We start from the raw sequence: 24,650 nt of genomic DNA on the forward strand, positions 1-24,650 counted from the left end.
CGTCCTTTTTGAAGGAAAAGTGGAAGCGTTATTCGCGCGCCATCTGCGCGTAATCCCCGCCGGCCGCCAGCAGATCGGCGTGGCGTCCCCGCTCGACCACGCGGCCGTGATCCAGGACGACGATCTGGTCGGCGTCCCGGATCGTGCTGAGCCGATGGGCGATCGTCAGCGTCGTCCGGCCGGCGACGAGGTGGTCGAGGGCGGCCTGCAGCTCGCGCTCGGTCTCGTTGTCGAGGGCGCTGGTCGCCTCGTCGAGCACGAGCACTGTCGGGTTGCCGAGCAGCGTCCGCGCCACGGCGATGCGCTGGCGCTCGCCGCCGCTGAAGCGGTGGCCGCGGGCGCCCACGATCGTGTCGAGCCCGTCGGGCAGGTCGCGGACGACGTGGTCGACCTGCGCGGCGGCGAGCGCGTCCCACAGGTCGGCGGCGGAGGCGTCCGGGCGGGCCTGCCGCAGGTTCTCGCGGATGGTCGTGTGCGACAGGTAGGTCTCCTGCGTGACGACGCCGACGACGCGCGCCAGGTCGGCGGGCGCGATGTCGCGCAGGTCGACGCCGTCGATCGTGACCGAGCCGGCCGTCGGGTCGGCCAGCCGGACGAGCAGCGCCGCGACCGTCGACTTGCCCGACCCCGTCTCCCCCACCAGGGCCGCCGAGGTGCCGGCCGGGATCTCCAGGTCGAGGCCGGCGACGACGTCGGCGTCCCCGTCGGGGTAGCGATACGACACCCCGTCGAACCGGACGTCGCCGCGCACGCGGTCGGGCGGGAACGCCACCGGGTGGGCCGGCGGGGGCACCTCGACGGGCAGGTCGAGGTAGCCGAAGATGCGGCTGAGCAGGGCCATCGACGCCACCCACTGCGCGCCGACGTTCAGCAGCCCCAGCACGGGCCGGAAGATCGTGGCCTGCAGCGCGCTGAACGCGACGAGCGTGCCGATCGTGAGACCGCCCGAGAACGCGGGGAAGCCCGCGGACAGGTAGATCACCGCGGGGATCGCGGCGAAGATCACCTGCATCGTCGCCATCCGCCACTTGCCGGCGAGCTGGGAGCGCAGGTCGAGGTCGACGAGGTCGTCGGAGGTGGCCTCGAAGGCGTCCAGGCGCGACTGGCCGGCGCCGAGCGTCTTGGTGAGCATCGCCCCGTTCACGCTGAGGGCCTCGTCGACCTGGGCGTGCAGGTCGGCCAGCACCCGCTGGCGCTGCGACGTGATGTCGCGCCTGATCAGCGCGACGCGCCGCGTCAGGTAGACCGCGGGCGGCAGGATGACCAGCGAGAGCAGCGACAGCCGCCAACTCAGCGCGGCCATCGCGATGGCCGTCGCGACGGCGGTCGTGAAGTTGGACGCCACGGACGTCGCCGTGGTCGTGATCACCGACTGCAGCCCGGCGATGTCGTTGAGCAGGCGGCTTTGGATCTCCCCGCCCCGCGTCCGCTTGAAGAACGAGATCGCCTGGTTCTGCACATGGTCGAACACGTCGACGCGCAGCCGGTGCATGACCCGCTCGCCGATGCGGCTCGCCAGCCAGGTCTGCGCGACGCCCAACACGGCGGTGACGAGGGCGATCGCGATCATGCCGGCCACCGCGAGGCCGAGCAGCCGCGTGTTCTGATGCGGCAGCGCGTCGTCGATGACGGCCCGCAGCAGGAACGGCTGCCCCATTCCGATCACGGACGCCGCGACGATCGTCAGCGTCAGCACGACGAGCGCCGCGCGGTGGGGCGCGAAGAGGTGGGCGACGCGGGAGAACTCCACGGGCGACTCGGTCAACTGGGCGCGGTCGGCCGGGTCGATCTTCGCCGGGCCGTGCGGCGGCCCGGTCATGCCGACGGCCAGCGGGTCGCTCACGCGGACACCTCCACGACCTGGCTGCCGGCCGGGACGGCGGGCGTCCGGCCCTGGGTCGCCTGCGCGACCAGGCCCGGCACGTCGGCCCCCTCCCCGGACGCCGCGAGCGTCAGCCGAACGCGGGCGCCGTACTCGGCGTCCACCACGTCGACGCCGTGGTTCATCAGTTCCCCCTGGACGCGGCCGGCGTCCGCGTGGTCGAGCGTGACGGCGAACAGCGCGCGCGACACCGGCTCGACGCGCGGCGCGGCCGCGAGGGCCGCGGCGACGGCGTCCGAGTAGGCGCGCACGAGCCCGCCCGTGCCCAGCAGGACGCCTCCGAAGTACCTGGTCACGACCGCGACCGCCTGCGAGACACCGGCCCCCCGCAACGTCTCGAGCATCGGCATGCCGGCGGTGCCGGCGGGCTCGCCATCGTCGGACGACCGCTCGATCGGCTGCGCGCCCGGCACCTCCACGACGAACGCGGTGCAGTGGTGCCGGGCGTCGGGGTACGCGCCCCGGACGCTCGCGATCACGTCGCGGGCGGCCTCCTCCGAATCGGCGCGAGCGAGCGTGGCGATGAAGCGCGAGCGCTTCACCTCCAGCTCGCTCTCGGCGCGGTAACCGCGCGGCAACCAGGGCACATGCCCATCCTGCCACCGGGGCCGGGGACGCTCGCGCAGGCGTCCGCCCCGGTTCGCGTCGCCGGCCCCCGGTGTGCCACTATTGAGAACCGTTACCAATAAGAGAGGTCTTCATGCGTTCTCGCCTGCTCGCCGCCCTGGCGGCCACCACGCTGGTGGCGTCCGCCGGGTGCACCAGCCCCGCCACCCACGCGCCGGTCGCCGTCGCCACGACGACCGAGCTCGGTTCGGTCGTCTCCGACATCACGACGTGCGCCGGAGGCACCTCGGCGACGCTCATGGGGCCGGGCAACGACCCGCACACCTTCTCGGTGTCCTCGGGGCAGGTCGCCGAGCTGGTGCGCGCGAAGCTCGTCGTCGCGAACGGGCTCGGGCTCGAAGAGGGGCTGGCCCAGACGCTGGCGAACGTCTCCGCCGACGGCGGGAACGTCGTCGAGATCGCCCCCACGATCGACCCGATCCCCTTCGGCGGCGGCCACGAGGCCGGCGAGGCGCACAGCCACGCCGAGGGCGACGAGCATGCCCACACCGGCGACGACCCGCACTTTTGGATGGACGTCAAGCGCATGGCGTCCGCGGCGGGCACGATCGGCGAGCGCCTCGCCCAGGCGACCGGCGACGCGCGGTACGCCTCGTGCGGCCGGGAGGTCTCCGACAAACTCACCCGCGTGGACGCCGACGTGCGCGCCACGCTCGCCACGATCCCCGCTCAGCGGCGCGTGCTCGTGACCGACCACGACGCGTACGCCTACTTCGCGAAGGCGTACGGCTTCGAGATCGCGGGCGTCGTCATCCCGGGCGGCTCGACGGACGCCGAGCCCTCCTCGGCCGACCTCGCCGGCGTCATCGACACCGTGAAGAAGGAGAAGGTGCCGGCGATCTTCTCGAACACGACGGTCAGCCCCAAGCTCGTCGACACCGTCGCCCGCGAGTCGGGGCAGGACGTCAAGGTCGTCCCCCTCTACGTCGACAGCGTCGGCCCGCAGGGCTCGGGCGCGGAGACGTACGCCGGCATGATGACGACGAACGCACGGCTCATCGCCGACGCGCTGAAGTAGGTTGGGCCGACGTGGATTGGTTGATCGAGCCCTTTCTGCTCGGGTTTCAGCAGCGCGCGCTGCTCGGGGGCCTGATCGCGGGCGTGATGTGCTCGGCGGTCGGCGTCTGGCTGGTACTGCGCGGCATGAGCTTCTTCGGGGACGCCTTCGTGCACGGCGTCCTGCCCGGCATCGCGTCGGCGGTGGTCTTCGGGTTCTCCCCCTACCTCGGGGCGGCCGTCGCGGCGCTGGCGATGGTGGGCGGCATCGAGCTGATCCACCGCCGGACGTCGCTGAAAGAAGACACGTCGATCGGGCTGCTGTTCGTCGGCATGATGGCGCTCGGCGTCGCGATCATCTCCAAGAGCACGTCGTACACGGGCAGCCTCAACAGCATCCTGTTCGGGGACGCCTTCGGCGTCACCGCGTCCGATCTCGTCGCCCAGGCGATCTTCGCCGCCGTCGTGATCGCGGCGTCCCTGCTGTTGTACCGCCCGCTGCTCGCGCTGTCGTTCTCGACGAAGAAGGCCCAGACGCTCGGCATGCGTCCGAAGGTGACGCACGCGCTGCTGCTGGCCCTGATCGCGACGGCCGTGATCGGCAGCTTCCAGGCGGTCGGCACCCTCCTGGTGTTCGCGCTGCTCGTCGGGCCGCCCGCGACGGCGGCCCTCGTCAGCCGGACCGTGCCGCGCATGATCGTCACGTCGGTAGCGATCTCGGCCGTGTGCGTCTGGGCGGGCCTGACGATCAGCTACTACGCGGGCACGGCCGGCGCCGCGACCATGGCGCTGGTGGCGGTCGCGCTGTTCTTCGTCGTCCTGTTGATCACGACCCTGACGAGGAGGGCCGCCCGTGCCTGATTCCCTGCCCACGGACGCCCACCCCGAAGCCCCCCTCGCCCGCGGCGAGGCCGTCGAGCTGGCGTACGGGTCGTCGGTCGCGGTCGCGGCGTCCGACTTCACGATCCCGCTCCACGGGGTCACGGCGATCATCGGGCCGAACGGCTCGGGCAAGTCGACGCTGCTGAACGCGCTGGCCGGCGTGGTCGAGGCGCGCTCGGGCTCGCTGGAGGTGCTCGGCGGCTCCCCCAAGGACGCCTACCGGCGCGTCAGCTACGTGATGCAGTCCCTGGCGTTCCCCGAGGGGACGCCGATCACCGTGCGGGAGGTCGTCGCGATGGGCCGGTTCAGCACGCTGGGGCTGTTCCGGCGGTTCTCGACGGCGGACACCCGCCGCATCGACTCCGCGATGGAGATGCTGGAGGTGACCGACCTGGCCAAGCGGCACCTGGGCGAGCTGTCCGGAGGGCAGCGGCAGCGGGTGTACGTCGCGCAGGGCATCGCGCAGCAGCACGAGGCGCTGCTGCTCGATGAACCGCTGACGGGCCTCGACCTCGTGTCGGCCCGGACGATCGATGCCATCATCCACACCGAGCGCGAGCGGGGGCACTCGGTCGTGCTGACCACGCACGACCTCGACGAGGCGCGGGCCGCCGACCACGTGGTGCTCATGGCCGGCCGGGTCATCGCCGCCGGGCCGCCCGGCGAGGTGCTCACCCGGCACAATCTGGAGACCGCCTACGGGTTGGGCGCCCTGCACGACTCGTCGTTCGACCTGGTCGACGACCCCACGCACGCGCACGAGCGCCAGCGCGGGAGGCGGGCGTCCTCGAAAAACCACCCGCACCCCGAGTAGGCAGGGCCCCTCTGGGCGCCCGACACGGGCGTCGGGAACCGGGCGCCCCACGGGCGCGCCGCGTACCGCGCCCCGCGGGCCGTCAGGCGCGGACCGAGCGGAGGCCGAGCCGGAAGGTCGTCGTCCGGCGGCGGTGGGCCGGCACGGTCCCGGAGTCGGGGTCGTCGTCGCGGACGCGGAGGGCGGGCAGCAGCTCGGCGAGCGTCCGGTCGAGGTCGGGGTCCGGGTGGCGCAGGTCGATCCAGCGCAACTCGGCGCCCCGCGCCGCCCGGGCGGTCTCGACGGGGCGCGGCGCCTCGTACAGCTCGACGAGCCGGGGGCCGGCGTCCGCGCGCTCGGGGCTGTAGAACGCGAAGAAGCGGACGTCCCGCTCGTGCAGCGGGATCGTCGCCAGGGCATGCAGCTCCCGCAGGACGGCGTCCAGGGCGGTCTCGCCGGGGAGGATCCTTCCGCCCGGCAGGCGGAACCCCGCCTCGTCGGCGGGGCGCACGGCCAGGACACGTCCGTCGCGGCGCCGCAGGATCGCCGCGGCCACGTCGGGCAAAGTCATAGCGACAATACTATGCACGAAGGTGGGGTAACAGCTCAATCAACAGGGGCGCCCAGGCGGGTGACACGCCGTGCGGATCGATCCAGTCGAGCTCGGCGATCTCGGCGTCGGCGGCGGCGCCGGCCACCGGGTCCGCGTATTCGAAGACGTCGGACGCGAGCGTGTAGCCCGGCTCGTTCGCGGCGTCCGTCAGGTAGGAGCCGACCGGCGCGAGGCGCGCCGGGTCGAGTGCGAGGCCGACCTCCTCGCGCAGCTCGCGAAGGGCGGCGTCAAACGAGGTTTCGCCGGGCTCCAACTTGCCGCCCGGCAACATGAATCGCGTCGTGCCGCGCTTGCGGACGACCAGCACGCGACCCGCGGCGTCCCGGGCGATCACGGCGGCGACCGTCAGGTCGGCAGGCCGGTCGCCGTTCCCGGCGCTCACTCGGCGTCGAACCGGACGTGCAGCCGCGCCGTGACCTCGAGGTCGTCGGGGCTGAGGTCGATGCCCTGACCGTCGCCCATTTTTCGCGACACCGCGAGAAGCTGGACGCCGCCCCCGTCGCCCTGGACGCCCGCCCCGGCGCCCTCCGCCCGCCCGAGCAGCCCCGGGTCGGCGATCTCGGCGAAGCGGACCTCGCCGGCGCCGGCGGCGTCCGCGATGATCTGGGCGCGCTCGCGCGCCCGCGCGACCGCCGCGGCGAGCACCTCGCGCTCGGCGTCGGCGCGGCGCTCGTCGGTGAGGCTCCACGCGACGTCGGCGAGGCTGACGCCCGGCACGGCGGCCCAGCGGTCGATGAACGCGGCGAGCACCCGGACGTCGGCGAACGTCACCCCGACCCGCGCCCGCGCGGCGTGCCGCAGCGGCGGGACGCCGCCGTCGTCGGACCACGGCCGCCACGACGACGTCGCGATGGCGCCGACGGAGAAACTGCTCACCGGGCGGGACGGCGCGTCGCGCAGCGCCTCCAGCTCGGGCGTGAGCGTCTCGATCAGGCGGGTCGCGGCGGAGGCCGGCTCATCCTTGGACGCGGACTCGAACGACACCTCGACCTGCAGCGTCGCCCGCTCGGGCCTCAGTGCAAGGCGGTGCTCGCCGACGACGGTGATACGCATGCGTCCGAGGGTACCGGCCCCCGGTGGGGGCCTCGGCGTGTGCGCTTCTCCCTGACACTCTCCACACGGGAGTGTGGAGAGTGTCAGGGAGAAACGCACCCAGGAACGCACGCACCCACCCCCGGGCTTTGAGAAACCCCCGCGCCCACCAGGCCGGACGTCTACGTTGGGGGCGTCCCCACGACGAAAGTGCCTCGATGTCCAACCCCGCCACCCGCCGGCTCTTCTCGGCGGCCGCGCTGTTCACCTTGCTCGCGGTCGCGATGGGCTCGGTGGTCTGCGCCACCCAGTCCGGTTTCGAGTGCGGCCACTGGCCGGGCTGCGACGCGAACGCGCTGCTGCCCAACGGACCCCTCACCGCCGCCCTGTTCAAGAACCCGTGGATCGAGATGGTCCACCGGACGTCCGCCATCCTCGCCGGCCCGACCGCGCTCATCGCCGCCGTCGTCGCCGCGCGCCGCCGCGACGCCGGGGCGCTGGTCAAGGTGCTCTCCTGGGTCGCCGTCGCCGGCGCGATCGTCGCCGGCTACGTCGGGCGCGGCGTCGTCATCGGGCAGCGCTTCCCCGCGTGGGTGTCGGCCGCCGACCTCGGCTCGGCCCTCGCCGCGATGATGGCGACGCTGGTCGCGGCGGTGGCGGTGCGGCGCGCTGCCCCCGGGACGCCCGCCGTCTGGGCCCCCTCCCGGCAGGCCCGGCTGGCGTGGTCGGCGGTCGGCGTCCTGCTCGTGATGCACCTGGTCAGCCTGTACGCGGCCGGCCCCGGCTCGTACACGCGCTGCATGAGCTGGCCGGTGTGGGGGCTGCTCTCCGCGGACGCCGCCGGCAGCCTCCCCCTCCAGTACGCGCGCTTCGCGCTCGCCGGGCTCGCCGCCCTGCTCATCGTCGCCGCGTTCGCCGCCGGCCCGCGCGCGCGCGCCGCGCAGGCGTCCGTCGCGCTGCTGGTGATCGTCGCCGCGCTCGGGGCGTTCATCCGCGTCACCGGCACCGACGATCTGGGCGCGCCCTACTCCGTCGCCACCGTCGCCCTGTTGTGGACGCTCACGCTGCTCGCCGCCCGCGGCAGCCTCCTGCGGTCGCACACCCGGACCATCCCGTCGGTGGACGCCGTCGCGACCAGCCGTCCCTAGGCTGAGGGGCGTGATCGCCCGTCTCCACGCCTGGTTCGCCGCCCGCCCGATGGCCGGCGACGCCGTGTGGGCCGCGGTGATCTTCCTGCCCGTCTGGATCGGCTGCACCGTCGCCCTCAACCGGACGATGGGCTCCTGGGGCCTCCTGATCGGCCTCGGCTGGACCGCGCTCTACTGCGCTCCCCTGCTCTGGCGCCGGACGCACCCCGACCTGTGCGCGCTCGCGCTCGTGCCCGCCCACCTCATCCAACTCGCGGGGACCGACAACGTCCTCCCCGGCAACGTCACCGCGCTGCTCGCCCTGTACGCGGTCGCCGCCTACGGGCGCCCGCGCCTGACGCGCCCGTGGCTGCTGTTCGGCCTGGTCGCAGCGCTCGTCGGCGCGCTCGACTGGACCGTCGTCGGCGCCATCGCCCACGGCGCGGAGCCCCTGGCGACCGACCCGCTCGGCTGGTGGATGTTCGGCTCCGCGAGCGTCGCGGCGTCCTGGTTCATGGGCATGCTCGCGCGCTCGCGGCGCTCGAACATCCAGGCGCTGCGCGACCGGGCGGACGCCCTCGAGCGCGAGCGCGACCAGTCCCGCGCGCTGGCCGCCACCCAGGAGCGCTCCCGCATCGCGCGCGAGATGCACGACGTCGTGGCGCACTCGCTGTCGGTGATCGTCGTCCAGGCCGACGGGGCCGCCTTCCTCGCCGACGCCGACGGGGACGCCGCCGAGCGGCTCGCCAGCACGCGCGCGGCCCTCGCGACGATCCAGTCCACCGCCCGCACGGCCCTCGCCGAAACCCGGCGGCTGGTCGGTGTCCTGCATGCCGGGCCCGGCGAGCCGGGCGCGGGCGACGAGGCCGAGCGCGCGCCGGCGGCGACGCTGGCGGACGTCCAGGCGCTCGTCCGGCCGCTCGCCGAGGCCGGGCGGGCGGCGTCCCTCACGATCGAGGGCGACCCGGACGCGCACGCGCCGCTCGGCGCGGGGGCCGAGTTGGCGGCCTACCGGATCGTCCAGGAGTCGCTGACCAACGTGCTGAAGCACGCCGGCCCGGGGGCGTCCGTGCGGGTGACGCTCACCCACACGCCCGGCGGGCTCGCGGTGACCGTCGCCGACGACGGGGCCGGCCCAGGCCCCACCGACGGCCGCGGGCACGGCCTCGTCGGCATGCGCGAGCGCGTGGCCGCGTTCGGCGGCACCCTGACCACCGGACGCCGCCCCTCCGGCGGCTTCGAGGTGCGCGCCACCTTCCCGACCCAAAGAGAGGACTCATGATCCGCCTGCTCCTCGCCGACGACCAGGAGATGGTCCGCGTCGGCTTCCGCATGGTGCTGGACGCCCAGCCCGACATCACGGTCGTCGCCGAGGCGTCCGACGGCGCCCAGGCCGTCGCCGCGCTCACCGGGGAGGACGCGGTCGCCGCGGACCTCGTCCTCATGGACATCCGCATGCCCGTCATGGACGGCGTCGAAGCGACCCGGCGCATCGCCGAGGCGTCCGCGGCGAAGGTGCTCGTGCTCACGACGTTCGACCTGGACGAGTACGTCTACGCCGCGCTGAAGGCGGGGGCGTCCGGATTCCTGCTCAAGGACGCCGGCCCGGCCGAGCTGCTCGCCGCGATCCACGCCGTGATGGCGGGCGACTCGGTCGTCGCGCCGTCGGCGACGCGCCGGCTGCTCGAGCGGTTCCTGCCCGGCCTGCCGGACGACCCGGACGCCCGCCGCCCAGCCCGCGAGCGCCTCGAACCCCTCACCGAACGGGAGCTCGAGGTGCTCACGGCCGTCGGGCAGGGGCTCACGAACACCGAGATCGCCGGGACGCTCTACCTCGCCGAGGCGACGGTGAAGACCCACATCGGGCACATCCTGGCCAAGCTGAACCTGCGCGACCGGGTCGGCATGGTCGTCCTCGCCTACGACACCGGGCTCGTGCGGCCGCGGGGCTGAGTGGCGCGCGGGCGTCCAGGCGGCAGAATGGCGGGGTGATCATCGCCGCTGCCGACGGAAGCTCCCTGTCGAACCCCGGCCCCGCGGGCTGGGCCTGGTACGTCGACGACGACCGTTGGGGGGCCGGCGGTTGGGCGCGAGGCACGAACAACATGGGCGAGCTGATGGCCGTCCTCGACCTGCTGAACGCCACCGCGGACGCCCGCGACGACCTGACCGTGCTCTGCGATTCGCAGTACGTCATCAACTCCCTCACCAAGTGGCTGCCCGGCTGGAAGCGCAAGGGCTGGCGCAAGGCCGACGGCAAGCCGGTGCAGAACGTGGACCTGCTGAAAGACCTGGACGCGGCCCTCCAGCGCCGCTCGGTCACGTTCGAGTGGGTGCGCGGGCACGCCGGGCACGCGATGAACGAAGCCGCGGACGCACGCGCGCGGGCCGCCGCGACCGCCTACCGCGACGGCAAGCCCGTCGACCGGGGTCCGGGGTTCCGGCCGGGCGCGCCGAAGCGGCCGAACCCGACCTACGAGCCCGCGCCGCCCGAGGCGCCCTCGCTGCTGGACGCCGACGCCCCCGCCGAGCACCCCGTCGTCGCGCTGCAGCGCGAGCTGCTCGCCGAGGACCGGCCCGGCCCCGAGCGGCTCGACGCGCTGCTGCACCCCAAGCTGACGGTGACGGACGCCGCCGGCAAGGCGTCCGGGAAGGGCCGGCTGCTGGCGCGCCTGCAGACGGCCGCGGCGTCCGGGGAGGTGGAGGTGATCGACGTCGACGAGCTCGCCCCGTGGGTCGCGCTGCTGCGCTGGCGTCGGCGGACGTCCGACCAGGTGACCGCCGCGGCGTCCGTGTGGATCAAGGCGGGCGAGAGCTGGCGGCTGCGGCACGAGACGCACACGCCGATCCTGTGACGTCCGGGGTGGGTGGCATGGGCGAGCTGGACGAGCTGGTCGAGCGGGTCGCCGAGGAGTTCGGCGGCACCCTGGACGCCATCGCCCCCGGCCTGCTCGAGGGGCTGTACCTGCGCGGCTCGCTGGCGTCGGGCGACGTCGCCCCGGCGAGCGACGTCGACGTCACCGCCGTGCTGGCGCGGCGTCCGGACGCCAACGAACTCGCCGCCCTCTCCTACGCCGTCTCCCGGGCGGACGCCGCCGCCCCCGGCCGCGCGCTCGACGGCTTCTGCTGCGTCGCGGGCGACCTGCGACGCCCGGCGTCCGAATGCCCGCCGGTGCCGGTCGTCCGCGACGGGGCCGTCGTCGGCGAGGGCACGCACGACGTCAACCCGGCGAGCTGGGCCGAACTGGCCGCCTTCGGGGTGACGCTGGCGGGGCGTCCGATCGAGTTGATGGGCGTCCACACGGACGCCGCCGAGCTGCGCGCCTTCGCGCGCCAGAGCCTCGCGACCACGTGGGCGGACGCCGCACGCACATTGGCGTCCGGGTGGCTCGCCGCCGGACGCCGCGACGACGCCGCGCCCCGCTACGTGCTGGGCGCGGCGCGGACCCTCTCCCTGTGGCGGACCGGCGAGCTCCTCTCCAAGGGCGCCGCCGGACGATGGATCCTGGACGACCTCGACCCTTACTGGCACCCGCTCGCGCGCGAGGCGCTGCGGGCCCGCGAGACCCCGGACGCCCCGACCGCCTACGAGCGGCCCACCCAGCGCGGACGCGACATCCGCGACTTCGTCGCCTGGGCGTCCGGCCAGGGAGCTCCCGCGTAGCTAGCAGCATCGGCGTCCACGAGATCTTGTCTTACCCACCAATACCTACATGTGACTGAAACATCCGGCTCCTAGTGTGCGCTCATGGGAGACACGCTCACCATCACGCACGGCGACGACAGTCTGTCGGCTGAGATCAGCCAGGGCACCATTCGCGCCACCGAACTGAAGAAGATCGTCACGCCCGACGGTCCGCTGGCCACCTACGACCCGGGTTTGGTCAACACCGCGTCCGTGAAGAGCTCGATCACCTACATCGACGGCGAGGCGGGCATCCTCGAGTACCGGGGCTACCCGGTCGAGCAGCTCGCCGAGCACTCGACGTTCCTCGAGGTGGCCTACCTCCTCATCCACGGCGATCTGCCGACCGCCGACCAGCTCGCGGTCTGGGAGGACGAGGTCAACCATCACCGCCTCGTCCACGAGAACGCGTCCCAGGTCATCGAGTCGCTGCGCTACGACGCCCACCCCATGGGCAAGCTGATGTCGGGCGTCGCCTCCATGCAGACGTTCTATCCCGACGCCCGCAACATCAACGACCCGGTCGCCCGGCATGAGAACATCGTGCGGCTCCTGGGCAAGATGCCGACGCTGGCCGCGTGGGCGTACCGACACTCCGTCGGCTGGCGGCGGGTCTACCCGAGCGACGAACTCAACTACGTCGAGAACTTCCTGGCGATGCTGTTCCAGATGCAGGAGCGCCTCTACCGGCCCGACCCGCGGCTCTCGCGCGCGCTCGAGGTGCTGTTCATCCTGCACGCCGACCACGAGCAGAACTGCTCGACGAACGTCGTGCGCGCCGTGGCGTCCGCCGACAACGACATCTACACGTCCTGCGGGGCCGGCGTCGGGGCGCTGTTCGGGCCGCTGCACGGCGGCGCCAACGAGGCGGTGCTGCGGATGCTGCGCGAGATCGGCTCGCTGGACCGCGTCCCGGAGTTCGTCGCGGGCGTGAAGAGCGGCAAGGCCCGCCTGATGGGCTTCGGGCACCGCGTCTACAAGAACTACGACCCGCGCGCGAAGGTGATCCGCCAGGCCGTCGACGACGTGTTCTCCGTCACGGGCGTGAACCCGCTGCTGCAGATCGCCGTCGAGCTGGAGAAGATCGCCCTCAGCGACGAGTACTTCACGTCGCGCCGGCTCTACCCGAACGTCGACTTCTACTCGGGCCTCATCTACGAGGCGCTGCACTTCCCGCCGGCCATGTTCACCGTGCTGTTCGCGGTGCCGCGCACCGCCGGCTGGGCCGCGCAGTGGCTCGAGGGCGTCCTCGACCCCGAGCAGAAGATCACGCGCCCCAAGCAGATCTACACCGGCGAACGTCGCCGCGATTATGTGAACATCGACAACCGCTGAACAGGCGTCCTATTGAGGACGCCCCTGCTCCGGAAAATGGGCGCCCGCGGAACCCCGCGGGCGCCCTCGTTCTGCCCAGCGGACTGCTCCCCGTGACCCGCCTGAGAATCGTGCAACCAGTTGCCAGGCCCCGGGAAAGCTTTCCCTAGTCAGACTGACAATCCGTGTCGCCCACCCGGGTGACTGGTGCTCATCGGAGCGATCCGGTGATCGATTCGAAATGTAGCCGTGGCACCATGTCTGTGTGCCTGGAACAGCCCTCTCCCTCGCCGACCGCTATGAGCTCGTGCAGCTCATCGGCAGCGGCGCCATGGGCAAGGTCTGGCGGGCACACGACCTGACGCTGCGGCGCGAGGTCGCGATCAAGATCATCAACCTCGCGGTGTTCGCCAACGACCCCAGCGTGCTGGCACGCTTCCGTCGCGAGGCGATCGCCACGGCCGGGCTGTCGAGCCCCAACATCGTGGGCGTGTACGACGCCGGCCGCGAGGGCGACTCCGCCTACCTGGTCATGGAGCTCCTGCTCGGCCCCAGCCTGAAGGCCATGATCGCCGAGCGCGGCCCGCTGCCGTGGGCCGAGGGCCTCGGCATCGCCGCCGGCGTCGCCCGCGGCCTCGCCGCGGCCCACGCGGTGGGCGTGACGCACCGGGACATCAAGCCCGGCAACGTCGTGGTGGTCGACGGCGTCGCGAAGATCGTCGACTTCGGCATCGCGCGGCTCGCCGACACGGGCGACGAGACGTTGACTCAGACGTCCACGGTGACGGGGACCGCCGCATACATGTCCCCCGAGCAGGCCCGCGGCTCCGAGGTGGGGCCCGCCAGCGACCTCTACTCGCTGGGCTGCCTGCTGATGACCTTGTTCACCGGCGCGACGCCGTTCCACGGCGACCACCCGATCGCGCTCGCGCGCGCCCAGGTGGCCGACGAGCCGCCGCGGCTGGCGTCCCGGCGTCCCGACGCGCCGGCCGCGCTCGACGCGCTGGTCGGGCGCCTGCTGTCGAAGGACGCCGCGAGCCGCCCCGACGCCCTGGCGACCGCCGCCGAGCTCGAGCGCATCGCGGAGCACCCCGGGGAGCCCGCCGCCACCCCGACGCAGGCGATGGCCGCCGTCTCCGGGGAGCCGTTCACGCCGAGCCCGCCGAAGTCCGAGCCGACCGCCCGCATTCCGGCGGTCGCGGCCGTCGACGCCGGGTCGTCCGCGGCGTCCGGCAAGAACCGCCGCCGCATGGGCGTCCTGCCGTGGGTCGCGGTCGCCGTCGCGGGCGTCAGCCTGGCCGGGTTCCTCGTGCTGCTGAACCAGCCCGAGCAGAGTTTCTCCGTGCCGTCGCCGACGGTCGTCCGCACGGTCACGATCACGCCGACGACCGAGGCCGCGCCCGAACGCACCACCCAGACGCGCCAGCGGGCTACGACGACCACGGCGCCGCGCCGCACCGCGACGGCCACGCCGACCCGGACGACGGCGACCCCCACCCCGACGCCCACCACCACCGAGGCCCCGTTGCCGACGCCGACGACCACGCAACAGGCCACGCGCACCCCGCTGCCGACCAGTCCGGCGACCGCCGGAAGCGGCGCCATCGTGCCGTCCGCGCCCGCCGCACCCCAGCCGCCGAGCGCACCTGGCGACACCGCCGGCCCGGTCGTCGCATAGTCAGCGCCTCAAAATCTCGTCTGTTGATACAGAAATCGCAAGGTGAGCAGCCCTCGAGCCGCCCTTCAGGGTGGGCGACCGAGAAACCCATTGTCACGAGCAGGTCACGACACGCGCACCTCGATGCTTGCAAATGCCACCGGTGTAACTCTGCGGAACACTTTGCGACATGCTGTCCCTTCTCTCTAAACTCGTGTTCACGAGAGGGAGTCAAAACACCACGTCGCGGGCGGCACGCCGCCACACCGGAGAGGTGACGGAACCGGTGGACGCGGATGCAGACTCTGTGTGAGACCGGGATCGTCACGCTTACCTCTGGTCGACAGCGAAGGGGCCCCAGCCAACAGCCGGGGCCCCTTTCTCGCATCGTCGGCGCCGATCACACGCCGCCCGTGATCGCGGGGCCGGGACACGCGCGTACCGTAGCTCGCGCGCACCCCGGAGCCGGCGGAGCACCCGGTCTGGGGGCCGCGCCCGATGGACGCCTCGCAGGGTGTCGCGAGAAGTCCGGCGAACCGCTTGTGACGGTTCGTCCCGGTCGATCTGATCACTAGTTAAGCGAATCCGCGCGCAGGATTACAACCGGCTCATGGCAACATGATCATATTGATCAATGGACGCCGCCGCCTGCGGCCGGCGGTGGGCAGCCTGTTCAGGACGCCCGCCGCGCGCCATCCGAAGGAGCCAGTCATGACCTACCAGCTCGACGACACCGACCGCCGCATCATGAGGGCCCTCGACGACGACCCGCGCGCCACGATCATCGCGCTCGCGCAGCGCTGCGGGCTCGCGCGCGGCACCGTCCAGTCGCGCCTGGAGCGGTTCGAGCGGGAGGGCGTCCTGAGGCCGCACAGCGTCCGGCTGGAGCCGGCGGCGCTCGGGCGCGGGCTGTCGGCCATGGTCGCCGCCGAGCTCGACCAGCACCAGTACGACCGGGTCGTCGCGGCGCTCAGCCGCATCCCCGAGGTGCTGGAGTGCTTCGCCCCCGCGGGCGAGACCGACCTGCTCTGCCGCGTGGTCGCGCGCGACCCCGACGACCTCTACCGGGTCGCCGAGGAGATCCGCCTGTGCCCGGGCATCTCCCGGACGCGGACGAGCGTCTATCTGCGCCTGCTCGTGCCCTACCGGACGTCGAGGCTGCTCGACGCGTGAGCCGGCCGCTCAGCCCTTGAGCTCGACCGTGTCGGGGCTGCTGCCCGAGCGCCGGTCGATGTTCAGCCCCGAGATCGCGGCCACGTCCTCGTCGGAGAGCTCGACGTCGAACACGCCGGCGTTCTCGGCCATGCGCTCGGGGTGGGTCGACTTCGGGAACACGACGTCACCCCGCTGCAGGTGCCAGCGCAACACGACCTGCGAGACGGTCTTGCCGAGCCGCTCGGCGATTCCATTGAGCACGGGGTCGTCGAGGACGGCTCCGCGCGCCAACGGCGACCACGCCTCGGTGACGATGCCCAGCTCTGCGTGCAGGGCGCGCAGCGGCTCCTGGGTGAGGTAGGGGTTCACCTCGATCTGGTTCACCGCGGGCACGACGCCCGTGGCGTCGATGATCGCGCGCAGGTGCTCGGGCTGGAAGTTCGAGACGCCGACCGCCCGGACGCGGCCCGTCTCCAGCAGCCCGACCAGCGCCCCCCAGGTGGCGACGTAGTCGGTCGTCCGCGGCAGCGGCCAGTGGATGAGGTAGAGGTCGAGCACGTCGAGCCCGAGGTCGTCCATCGTGCGCTCGAAGGCCGCGCGGGCGGCGTCCGGCTCGTGGTACGGGTTGTCGAGCTTCGAGGTGACGAACAACTCCTCGCGCGGCAGCCCGGACGCCGCGAGCGCGCGTCCGACACCGGCCTCGTTGCCGTACATGGCGGCGGTGTCGACGTGCCGGTAGCCGAGGCCGAGGGCCTCGGCGACGGCACGCTCGGCGTCCTGCTGGGGGATCTTGTAGGTACCGAAGCCGAACTGGGGAATCTCCACGCCCCCGGCGAGCGTGAGCACGGGGCTGGGCAGGGCGGCGGTCATACGGTCTCCTTCGCCGCGGCCGGACGCCGTCGCTCGCTGTCGGCGACGAGACGGTCGACGACCCCGGCGATGGCCGCGTCGCCGGTGACGTTCGTCGCGGTCCCGAACGAGTCGATGGCGATGTAGGTGGCGATCATCAGGCCGACCTGCGCCTCGTTGAACCCGAGCATCGACGACAGCAGGCCCGCCGCGGTCATGATCGCGCCGCCCGGCACGCCGGGCGCGGCCACCATCGTGACGCCGAGCATCATGATGAACCCGGCGATCACCTCGGGGCGGATCGGCATGCCGTACAGCATCATGATCGCCAGGCTGAACGTGGTGATCTTGATCGTGGAGCCGGCCAGGTGGATCGTCGCGCAGAGCGGGATGACGAAGGACGCCACCGGCTCGCTCACGCCCATCCGCATCGCCTGGCGCAGCGTCACCGGGATCGTCGCCGCGGACGACGACGTGCCGAGCGCGGTCACGTACGCGGGGAGCATCGTCTTCAGCATCACCAACGGGTTGCGCCGGAAGAACAGGCTCGACACCGTGAACTGGATCAGCAGCAGCACGACGGTGAGCGCGAACACGAACACGACGACGCCGAGGAACGTCGTGATCACGGCGAACACCTCGCCGGTGGCCGACATGTTCAGGAAGATGCCGAAGATGTAGAGCGGCAGCAGCGGGATCAGCGTGGTCCGGATCACCATGTTGACGATGTCGCGGAACTCCACCATCGCGCGCTGGATGACCGTCCCCTCCACGAACGTCAGCGCGACGCCCACGAGGAAGCTGAGCACCAGGGCGGTCATGACCCCGAAGACCGGCGCCATCTCGACCGTGAAGTAGGGGCCGAGCAGGGAGTCCTCGGGGTTCGTCACGTTGCCGACGCTCTTGCCGGCGAGGATCGACGGCAGCACGAGCGTGCTCGCCCCGTAGCCGAGGAAGCCGGCGAACAGCGTCGAGCCGTACGCGATCGCCGCCGTGATGCCGAGCCACTTGCCGGCGCCCTTGCCGAGCTCGGAGATCGCCGGGGTGATCAGGCCCACGATGATGAGGGGGATCACGAAGCTCAGGTAGTTGCCGAACAGGCCGTTGAAGGTGGCGAACACCTTCACGAGCCACTGCGGGAAGAAGAACCCGCAGACGATGCCCAGGACGATCGCGATGAGGATCTTCGGCAGCAGCCCGAGATGACGCCGCTGGCGCGGCTCGGCGGCGGGGGCCTGAAGGCCGGGCTGAGAAGGAGTGTCAGAGGTGCTCACCGCAGCAGCGTATCCGGCCCGGCCGCGCCCGCGAGCCCTTCCCACGGTGGCTGTGGAGCCCGGCGCCGCCGCCGGCGTACTAGCCTCGAACGCCGAAGGAGGTTTTCATGCCCACCACCCCCTCCAGCACCGTGCACGACGTCGCGCTCATCTTCGAAGGCGGCGGCATGCGCGCCGCCCTGACGTCGGCCGTCGTCGCCGCGCTGCTGGACGCCGGCATCTATTGCGACTTCGTCACCGGCATCTCGGCCGGTTCGAGCAACACCGTGAACTACCTCGCGCGCGACCCCCAGCGCGCCCGGCGGTCGTTCGTCGAGTTCGTGTCCGACCCCCGGTTCGGCAGCTGGCGGACGTTCGCGCGGGGCGAGGGCTGGTTCAACGCGCGCTACATCTACGAGGAGACGAGCCTGCCCGACCAGGCCCTGCCGCTGGACTTCGAGACGTTCCAGGCCAACGACGCCGCCTTCGCCATCGGGGCGTTCCGCTGCGGCGACGGCCAGGAGGTCTACTGGGGCCGCGACGACGTGGCCACGCTGCGCGACCTGCTCGTGCGGGTGCGGGCGTCCTCGACGATGCCGGTGCTCATGCCCCCGGTCACGATCGACGGGCAGGTCTACGTCGACGGGGCGCTCGGGCCCACCGGCGGCATCGCGCTGGACGCCGCCCGCGCGGCCGGGTACGAGCGGTTCCTCATCATCCTCACCCAGGAGCGCGGCTACGTGAAGGAGCCGCTGCGCTACCCCGGCTTCTACCGGCGGCACTTCCGGCGCTACCCGGCGGTCGCGGATGCCCTGTTGTCGCGGTTCCACCGCTACAACGAGACCCGCGAGGAGGTCTTCGAGCTGGAGCGTTCCGGGCAGGCGATGGTGTTCGCCCCCGAGATCATGCCGATCTCCAACGGGGAGCGGAACGTCGCGAAGCTCGCGGCCGCCCACCAGCTCGGGCTGGCGCAGGCCGGCCGCGAGGTCGGCGCCTGGAAGGAGTTCTGCGGGCTCGCCTGAACCGGCGTCCCGTCTGCGCGGCGCCCGCGCGCATTTTGCCGGGGCGGCGTCCCCCTGCCAGGGTGACCCCATGAACGTGACCCGGGCGCAGGCCCTCCGCTACCGCTGGCGCGCCCAGGGCTTGGACGCCGCCGAGGCGTCCGTCGGGCTGACGGACGTCGCGGCGCTCGACCTGGGCGTCCAGGACGGCGCGAACCACGCCGGACGCCTCGCGCTCGTCGCGCGCGGCGTCGCCCCCGACGAGGCGGCACGCGCGCTGGCGGGCTTCACCGACGAGCTCGCGCTCGTCTGGTCGCTGCGCGGGGCGCCGCACCTGTACCGGCGGGCGGACCTGCCCGACGTCCAGCGGGCGGTCTCGCCGTTCTCCGAGGCGGACGCCGTCAAGCGCGCGATCACCGCCGGCAAGGCCCTGCCGGCGGCCGGCGTCGGGATGCTGGACGCCGTGACGGCCATGGCGACGGCCGCGCGGGAGGCGACGGCGTCCGGGCCGTTGACGAAGGGCGAGCTGTCGGCCGCGCTCCGCGAGGCCCTCCCGGACGCCTACAGCTACGACTGTCGCGGGTGCGGCGTCCGGCACCCGTACGACCAGCTCTTTCGGCTGGCGCCCCTGCACGGCGGCCTGGAGCTGGAGCCCGGCACGAACCCGCCGACGATCCGGCAGGCGCCTGGGTGGCCGCGGCGGGACCCGGGGCCGCGCGACCCCGGCTCGGCGCCGGCGCGGCTGCAGGTCGTCCGGGGGTACCTGCGCTTCCTCGGGCCGGCGGCCCCGCGGGACGTCGCGGCCTTCCTCGAGACGTCCGTCGCCGAGGTGAAGGCGCACTGGCCCGGCGACGCGGTCGAGGCGTCCGTCGACGGCCGCTCCGCGTGGATCCTGGACGCCGACGCCGCGGCCCTCGCGGAGGCGTCCGAGCCGCCGGTGGCGAGGGAGCGCGGCGTCCGGCTGCTGTCGGGCTTCGACCTGCTCACCGCCGCGAAGGACCGCGAGCTGCTCGCGACGAAGGCGCGGCACCCGGAGTTGTGGCCGGCGCTGGGGCGTCCGGGGAGCGTGGTGCGCGACGGCGAGATCGTCGGCACGTGGCGGCCGAAGTCGTCCGGGGAGCGGCTGACGATCACGGTCGAGCCGTGGGCGGACGACGTCCCCGTGGACGCCGTGGGCGTCCAGGCGGAGCTCGTCGCGCGGGCCCGCGGGCAGCGGCTCGCCGCGGTGAAGGGGGTCTGAGGATGGTCGCGCGCGGGCACGAGGGTGACCCGGCTGCGGGCGGCGGACACCGCCACCCCGCCGACCGGGCGGCGCGGATCGCCGAGTGGGACGCGCGCTACGCCGAGGCGGAGCGCACGTGGAGCGGGCGTCCGAACGAGGCGCTCGTCGCCGAGCTGGCCGACGAGCCGCCCGGGCGAGTGCTCGACGTCGGCTGCGGCGAGGGCGCGGACGCCGTCTGGCTCGCGAGCCGCGGCTGGGAGGTCACCGCGATCGACGTGTCCGCGGTGGCGTTGCGGCGGGCGCGGGCTGCGGCGGAGGCGTCCGGGGTGCGGGTGACGTTCCTGCAGCTCGACCTCGCGGACGCCGGCGCCCTGGGCGCCTTCGACGCGGTCTCCGCGTGCTACGCGCCGCTGGACAAGTCCCCCGGACGCGACGCCGAGCGGGCGCTCGCCGGCGCGGTCGCGCCGGGCGGCGTCCTGTTGTGGGTGCATCACGCGGACGTCGACCGCGCGCGGGCGGCCGAGCACGGGTTCGACCCCGACGACTACCTTTCGGACGCCGACGTCCTCGCCGCGCTGGAGGCCGACCGAGCCGCGGGCTGGGTCGTCGAGACCCACGCCCGCCGCGCGCGGCACGTCACCGAGGGGGCGGGGGCGCACCATCGAGACGACGTGGTCGTCCGGGCGCGCTTGGGACGGGTCAGCCCGCCGGACGCTCCCCCGCGTCCAGCTTTTTGAGCAGCGGCGTCACGATGTCCATCGGCAGCGGGAAGACCACCGTCGAGTTCTGGTCGGCGCCCAACTCCAGCAGGGTCTGCAGGTAGCGCAACTGCAGGGACGCCGGCGACTCGCTCAGCCGGTCGGCCGCGAGCTTCAGTTCCTCGGACGCCTGCAGTTCGCCGCGCGCGTTGATGACCTTCGCGCGCCGCTCGCGCTCGGCCTCGGCCTCGCGGGCCATGGCGCGCTGCATCTGCTCGGGGATCTCGACGTCCTTGATCTCGACGACCGACACGTCCACGCCCCACGGCTGCGTCTGCACCTCGATGATCTCGCGCAGGTCGTGGTTGAGGGCGTCGCGGTGGGCGAGCAGGGTGTCGAGGTCGGCGCGGCCGAGCACCGACCGCAGCGTCGTCTGCGCGATCTGGGACGTCGCGATCGCGTAGTTCTCGACCTCCATGACGGCCTTGATCGGGTCCATCACGTTGAACAGGACGACCGCGTTCACCCGCGCCGGCACGTTGTCGCGCGTGATGATCTCCTGCGGGGGGATCGTCAGCGTGACGACGCGCTGGTCGACGCGGATGATGCGCTCGAACCCCGGGACGACCAGGTGCAGGCCCGGCGTGTAGAGGTGTCGGAGGCGTCCGAGGCGGAAGACCACGCCGCGTTCGTATTCGGGGATGACCTTGAGGCTGAGGCCCACCCCCACCAGCACGAGGATGACGAGGGCGAGCACGATGACCAGCCAGGGCGGCATGTCAGTCCTTTCCGACGCGGCGGCGGTCCGACGACCACCGGGTCGAGTAGCGATCGATGAGTTCCTCCGCGGAGGGCTGCTGCGGCTGGGACGCCGCCGTGTCGGCCATACCCTCCGCGGGGAGGTGTTCGGGGAAGTTCGCGGGGCTGTTCCACAGGTGCCGCGCGAGCGGGTAGACGCCGGCCGCGCCCACGACGACGACCGTCGTGCCGAGCACGACGAGGTCGAGCACCTCGTGGGCCGCGATCAGCATCGCCAGCGGCAAGAAGATGCCGATCACGGCCACGAGCAGCGCGATGCCGCGCTGGAAGCGCCCCGCCTCGGAGAACGGCCACGGGTCGAGCTGCTTGGTGATCTCGCGCGGCCCGGGCGTCGGCGAGCACGCCTCCTTCACCGGGCAGCGGCCGCAGACGGCGTGCTGCCCGACGTAGCGGATGACGCGCTTGTCGGGGTCGAAGGACGCCGGCCAGAGCCATTGGTCCTCGTGACACTTCCAGGCGTCGTGGTCCTCGTGGTAGACGAAATTCCCCGTCCGCCAGGACGCCGAGCGCTCAGCGCTGCGGCGTCCCAGCTTGTCGATGCCCCACGCGACCCCCAGCATGAAGAGCGCGTAGGCGGCGACCATCCAGACGAGCGGATCGGGAAGGGCCATCAGGCTTCGGCCTCCTCCCGCCAGCCGCCCTTCTTCTTCGACGGGTGGAGCTCGGTGTAGAGCACGTCCTCGGGGAACTCGTGGACGGTCTTGCCGTGCCGGAAGTTCCGGACGCCCTGGAACGCGATCCACAGGAACGGCAGCGTGCCGCCCACGATGAAGATCACGTCGCCCGGCAGGCGTCCCCACTCGATGAGGGCGTTGTTCGGGTTCGTGATGTACCCCAGCGAGCGGGCCTCGAAGTACCCGGAGCCGACCGAGTGGTACAGCTGCAGGATGCCGAGGGGCAGCAGGGTGGCGAACACCATCCACGCCAGGCCGATGTTGAGGCTCCAGAAGCTGATCTTGGCCAGCTTCTCGGGCCACTTCTCGGCCGGGATCAGGTACCGCAGCGCGAACATCGACAACCCGACGGCCAGCATGCCGTAGACGCCCATCATGGCCGCGTGGCCGTGGTTGGCGGTCAGCGCCGTCCCGATCTCGTAGTAGGAGACGATCGGCAGGTTGATGAGGAAGCCGAAGATGCCGGCGCCGACGAAGTTCCAGAATCCGACGGCGACGAGGAACATGACCGCCCAGCGGTGCGGGAACGGCTTGTCGCCCTTGGCCTCCTGCCGGGCGCCGAGCTGCATGAACGCCCAGGCCTCGACGGTCAGGAACGTCAGCGGGATGACCTCGGCCGCGGAGAAGAACGCGCCCAGCGCCATGTGCTCGACCGGCGTGCCGGAGAAGTACAGGTGATGCATCGTGCCGAGGACGCCGCCCGCCGAGTACAGGATGACGTCGAGGAAGATGATGCCCAGGGCGATCTTCTCGCGCACCACGCCGAGCAGCACGAACACGTAGGCGACCATGACGGTGCTGAACAGCTCGAGGAAGTCCTCCACCCACAGGTGCACGACCCAGAAGCGCCAGAACTCGGCGACGGTCAGGTGCGTGTCGGTGCGGGCCAGCAGGCCGACGGCGTAGAACGCCGGGATGGCCAGGCCGGAGAAGAAGAACAGCCAGGGCATGTTGCCCTTGCTCTCGCCCTTCAGGCGCGCCTGGATGCCGCGGAAGATGATCGCGATCCAGATGAACATGCCCAGCGTGAGCAGCACCTGGAAGACGAACGGCAGGTCGATGTACTCCCACTGCTGCGCGAACAGCGGGCCCTTGGCCCACGGGACGCCGTGGATCGACAGCGCCTCGGCGAGCATGGAGCCGAACACGACGACCGCGACCGCGCCGAGCAGGATGTACGCGAGGACGCCCTGGCCCTTCGGCTCACGCTTCGCGATGAACGGCGTCAGGAAGATGCCGGCCGCCAAGAAGCCCGCGGCCGTCCAGAAGAGCGAGAGCTGCAGGTGCCAGGTGCGCGCCAGGTTGAACGGCAGCAGCGCGGCCAGGTCGAACCCGAAGAAGCTCTGCAAGTCGGCTCGATAATGCTCGGCCGCCGACCCGAGGAGCGTCTGGGCGACGAACAGCAGGGCGATGACGAGGATGAACCACGCGACCGCCCGCTGGCCGGGCGTCAGGCCCACCTCCCCCGGCTGCCGGAACGAGATCGCGGGCGCTTCTTCTGAATGCCAGCCGATCTTGCGACTCCAGCGGCCGTAGACGGCGAACATGATGCCGGTCCCGCCGATGAGCATGATGAGGGAGAGCACCGACCAGACGACGAGATCGGCCGTCGGAGCGTTGTTGACGAGCGGCTCGGGTGGCCAGTTGTTCGTGTAGGAGTAGTCGTGGCCGGGCCGCTGCGCCGCGGACGCCCACGCCGTCCACGCGAAGAAGGACGTGACCTGCTTGACCTCGGTCGGGTCGGTGATCGCGTTGGCGATGAGGCCGTTCTTCTTCGAGTCCGGCCCCAGGAACTGCGTGTAGTACTTGATCTGCTCGTCGTACGCGCGGGTCTGGAGGTCGGAGAACGTCAGCGTCTTGGTCGCCTCGTCGAAGCGGTTGGCGCGGAAGTCGGCGACGAGGGCGGCCTGCGGGTCGGGGACGCCCTGGCGGGCGAGGTCGTCCCGGGCGAAGGTCGCCGCGTGACGCAGGTACTCGGCCGTGAAGTCGGGGCCGAGGTAGGCCCCGTGCCCCATGATCGAGCCGTACTGCATGAGGCCGCGGGCCTGGAAGATCTCCTGGCCTGCCGTGATGTCCTGCCCGGTGAAGAGCACATCGCCGTTCTGGCTGACCACCCGGTCGGGCATCGGCATGGACGCCGTGTACGTGCGGTAGGCGAGGATGCCCATGACGAAGAAGCCGAAGAGCATGACGAGGGCGACGCCCTGCACCCAGCCCTTCCCGACGATCATCTTCGGGTTCGGCGTCGGGGTTGAGGGGGGCGCTGACTGCGAGGTGGCCAAGGGAGTCCCTTTCTTGCAGGGGAGCGGATGCGCCGCACGCTAGCACCGCGAATCCCCGCCGGATAGGCGAATCTACAGTTTGGCCTGGG

General features: G+C 72.3%; 24 protein-coding genes. 14 read left to right on the top strand and 10 right to left on the bottom strand.

Translation table 11 applies throughout. From position 1 onward, the window contains the following. Positions 1-28 precede the first annotated feature (28 nt). Positions 29-1,843 carry an ABC transporter ATP-binding protein gene (locus WMJ97_RS02565; RefSeq protein ID WP_347347392.1) on the bottom strand — a complete coding sequence of 605 codons (1,815 nt, stop codon included), beginning with the start codon at positions 1,841-1,843 and terminating at the stop codon, positions 29-31. Next, positions 1,840-2,469 (bottom strand): YigZ family protein, encoded by a 630-nt coding sequence (locus WMJ97_RS02570; RefSeq protein WP_347347393.1) that lies wholly within the window; start codon positions 2,467-2,469, stop codon positions 1,840-1,842. The genes WMJ97_RS02565 and WMJ97_RS02570 overlap by 4 nt, the downstream gene beginning before the upstream one ends. Positions 2,470-2,582: 113 nt before the next feature. Between WMJ97_RS02570 and WMJ97_RS02575 the strand changes: the two genes are divergently transcribed. From WMJ97_RS02575 to WMJ97_RS02585, 3 genes are read left to right on the top strand one after another with little or no spacing between them, the layout of a single operon-like run. Continuing rightward, on the top strand, positions 2,583-3,527 hold the full coding sequence (locus WMJ97_RS02575) for a metal ABC transporter substrate-binding protein (RefSeq protein WP_347347394.1): 945 nt from the start codon (positions 2,583-2,585) through the stop codon (positions 3,525-3,527). Positions 3,528-3,538: 11 nt separating this feature from the next. Further along, on the top strand, positions 3,539-4,366 hold the full coding sequence (locus WMJ97_RS02580) for a metal ABC transporter permease (RefSeq protein WP_347347395.1): 828 nt from the start codon (positions 3,539-3,541) through the stop codon (positions 4,364-4,366). Then, complete coding sequence (locus WMJ97_RS02585; protein WP_347347396.1) at positions 4,359-5,201, top strand: metal ABC transporter ATP-binding protein; 843 nt, start codon at positions 4,359-4,361, stop codon at positions 5,199-5,201. Before WMJ97_RS02580 ends, WMJ97_RS02585 begins: the two co-directional genes overlap by 8 nt. A gap of 82 nt (positions 5,202-5,283) precedes the next feature. On the opposite strand, the gene WMJ97_RS02590 is transcribed toward WMJ97_RS02585, so the two are convergent. The 3 genes from WMJ97_RS02590 to WMJ97_RS02600 are packed head-to-tail and all read right to left on the bottom strand — an operon-like array spanning position 5,284 to position 6,846. Next, positions 5,284-5,751, bottom strand: a complete 468-nt coding sequence (locus tag WMJ97_RS02590; RefSeq protein WP_347347397.1) for an NUDIX domain-containing protein — start codon at positions 5,749-5,751, stop codon at positions 5,284-5,286. A 10-nt stretch (positions 5,752-5,761) separates the two neighbouring features. Further along, positions 5,762-6,127, bottom strand: a complete 366-nt coding sequence (locus WMJ97_RS02595; protein WP_347347398.1) for an NUDIX domain-containing protein — start codon at positions 6,125-6,127, stop codon at positions 5,762-5,764. 44 nt (positions 6,128-6,171) lie between these two features. Further along, positions 6,172-6,846: an SIMPL domain-containing protein gene (locus tag WMJ97_RS02600; RefSeq protein WP_347347399.1), complete on the bottom strand. Its 675-nt coding sequence runs from the start codon at positions 6,844-6,846 to the stop codon at positions 6,172-6,174. 197 nt (positions 6,847-7,043) lie between these two features. Between WMJ97_RS02600 and WMJ97_RS02605 the strand changes: the two genes are divergently transcribed. The 8 genes from WMJ97_RS02605 to WMJ97_RS02640 all read left to right on the top strand — a co-directional run bounded on the left by WMJ97_RS02605 (position 7,044) and on the right by WMJ97_RS02640 (position 15,781). Beyond that, a complete protein-coding gene (locus WMJ97_RS02605) occupies positions 7,044-7,973 on the top strand; it encodes a hypothetical protein (RefSeq protein ID WP_347347400.1) in 930 nt (309 codons plus the stop codon). A gap of 10 nt (positions 7,974-7,983) precedes the next feature. After that, positions 7,984-9,234: a sensor histidine kinase gene (locus WMJ97_RS02610; protein WP_347347401.1), complete on the top strand. Its 1,251-nt coding sequence runs from the start codon at positions 7,984-7,986 to the stop codon at positions 9,232-9,234. Next, positions 9,231-9,905: a response regulator transcription factor gene (locus tag WMJ97_RS02615; protein WP_347347402.1), complete on the top strand. Its 675-nt coding sequence runs from the start codon at positions 9,231-9,233 to the stop codon at positions 9,903-9,905. The genes WMJ97_RS02610 and WMJ97_RS02615 overlap by 4 nt, the downstream gene beginning before the upstream one ends. Before the next feature lie 35 nt (positions 9,906-9,940). Continuing rightward, on the top strand, positions 9,941-10,807 hold the full coding sequence (locus WMJ97_RS02620; RefSeq protein ID WP_347347403.1) for an RNase H family protein: 867 nt from the start codon (positions 9,941-9,943) through the stop codon (positions 10,805-10,807). Positions 10,808-10,824: 17 nt separating this feature from the next. Then, on the top strand, positions 10,825-11,616 hold the full coding sequence (locus WMJ97_RS02625) for an aminoglycoside adenylyltransferase domain-containing protein (RefSeq protein ID WP_347347404.1): 792 nt from the start codon (positions 10,825-10,827) through the stop codon (positions 11,614-11,616). Between the two features lie 84 nt (positions 11,617-11,700). Then, positions 11,701-12,972, top strand: coding sequence for a citrate synthase (locus WMJ97_RS02630; protein WP_347347405.1), 1,272 nt, complete (start codon positions 11,701-11,703; stop codon positions 12,970-12,972). 244 nt (positions 12,973-13,216) lie between these two features. Further along, positions 13,217-14,629, top strand: a complete 1,413-nt coding sequence (locus tag WMJ97_RS02635; RefSeq protein ID WP_347347406.1) for a serine/threonine-protein kinase — start codon at positions 13,217-13,219, stop codon at positions 14,627-14,629. Positions 14,630-15,319: 690 nt separating this feature from the next. After that, entirely contained in the window at positions 15,320-15,781 is a 462-nt protein-coding gene (locus WMJ97_RS02640) for an Lrp/AsnC family transcriptional regulator (protein ID WP_347347407.1), read from the top strand. Positions 15,782-15,790: 9 nt separating this feature from the next. Here the strand turns inward: WMJ97_RS02640 and WMJ97_RS02645 are convergent, their stop codons facing one another. Continuing rightward, positions 15,791-16,633, bottom strand: coding sequence for an aldo/keto reductase (locus tag WMJ97_RS02645; RefSeq protein ID WP_347347408.1), 843 nt, complete (start codon positions 16,631-16,633; stop codon positions 15,791-15,793). Then, complete coding sequence (locus WMJ97_RS02650; protein ID WP_347347409.1) at positions 16,630-17,886, bottom strand: dicarboxylate/amino acid:cation symporter; 1,257 nt, start codon at positions 17,884-17,886, stop codon at positions 16,630-16,632. Before WMJ97_RS02650 ends, WMJ97_RS02645 begins: the two co-directional genes overlap by 4 nt. Before the next feature lie 107 nt (positions 17,887-17,993). On the opposite strand from WMJ97_RS02650, the gene WMJ97_RS02655 reads away from it, so the two are divergent. From WMJ97_RS02655 to WMJ97_RS02665, 3 genes are all read left to right on the top strand, one after another. Beyond that, positions 17,994-18,887 carry a patatin family protein gene (locus WMJ97_RS02655; protein ID WP_347347410.1) on the top strand — a complete coding sequence of 298 codons (894 nt, stop codon included), beginning with the start codon at positions 17,994-17,996 and terminating at the stop codon, positions 18,885-18,887. A 70-nt stretch (positions 18,888-18,957) separates the two neighbouring features. After that, a complete protein-coding gene (locus WMJ97_RS02660) occupies positions 18,958-20,106 on the top strand; it encodes a crosslink repair DNA glycosylase YcaQ family protein (protein ID WP_347347411.1) in 1,149 nt (382 codons plus the stop codon). Between the two features lie 2 nt (positions 20,107-20,108). Next, positions 20,109-20,825: a class I SAM-dependent methyltransferase gene (locus WMJ97_RS02665; RefSeq protein ID WP_347347412.1), complete on the top strand. Its 717-nt coding sequence runs from the start codon at positions 20,109-20,111 to the stop codon at positions 20,823-20,825. On the opposite strand, the gene WMJ97_RS02670 is transcribed toward WMJ97_RS02665, so the two are convergent. From WMJ97_RS02670 to WMJ97_RS02680, 3 genes are read right to left on the bottom strand one after another with little or no spacing between them, the layout of a single operon-like run. Next, on the bottom strand, positions 20,788-21,564 hold the full coding sequence (locus WMJ97_RS02670) for a slipin family protein (RefSeq protein WP_347347413.1): 777 nt from the start codon (positions 21,562-21,564) through the stop codon (positions 20,788-20,790). The two genes, WMJ97_RS02665 and WMJ97_RS02670, sit on opposite strands and share 38 nt — an antisense overlap. A gap of 1 nt (position 21,565) precedes the next feature. Continuing rightward, positions 21,566-22,216 carry a hypothetical protein gene (locus tag WMJ97_RS02675; protein ID WP_347347414.1) on the bottom strand — a complete coding sequence of 217 codons (651 nt, stop codon included), beginning with the start codon at positions 22,214-22,216 and terminating at the stop codon, positions 21,566-21,568. After that, positions 22,216-24,510 carry a cbb3-type cytochrome c oxidase subunit I gene (locus WMJ97_RS02680; protein WP_347347415.1) on the bottom strand — a complete coding sequence of 765 codons (2,295 nt, stop codon included), beginning with the start codon at positions 24,508-24,510 and terminating at the stop codon, positions 22,216-22,218. The genes WMJ97_RS02675 and WMJ97_RS02680 overlap by 1 nt, the downstream gene beginning before the upstream one ends. Between the last annotated feature and the right edge of the window lie 140 nt (positions 24,511-24,650).

The organism is Nigerium sp. (assembly GCF_039811905.1).
Lineage (GTDB): Bacteria > Actinomycetota > Actinomycetes > Propionibacteriales > Propionibacteriaceae > Propioniciclava.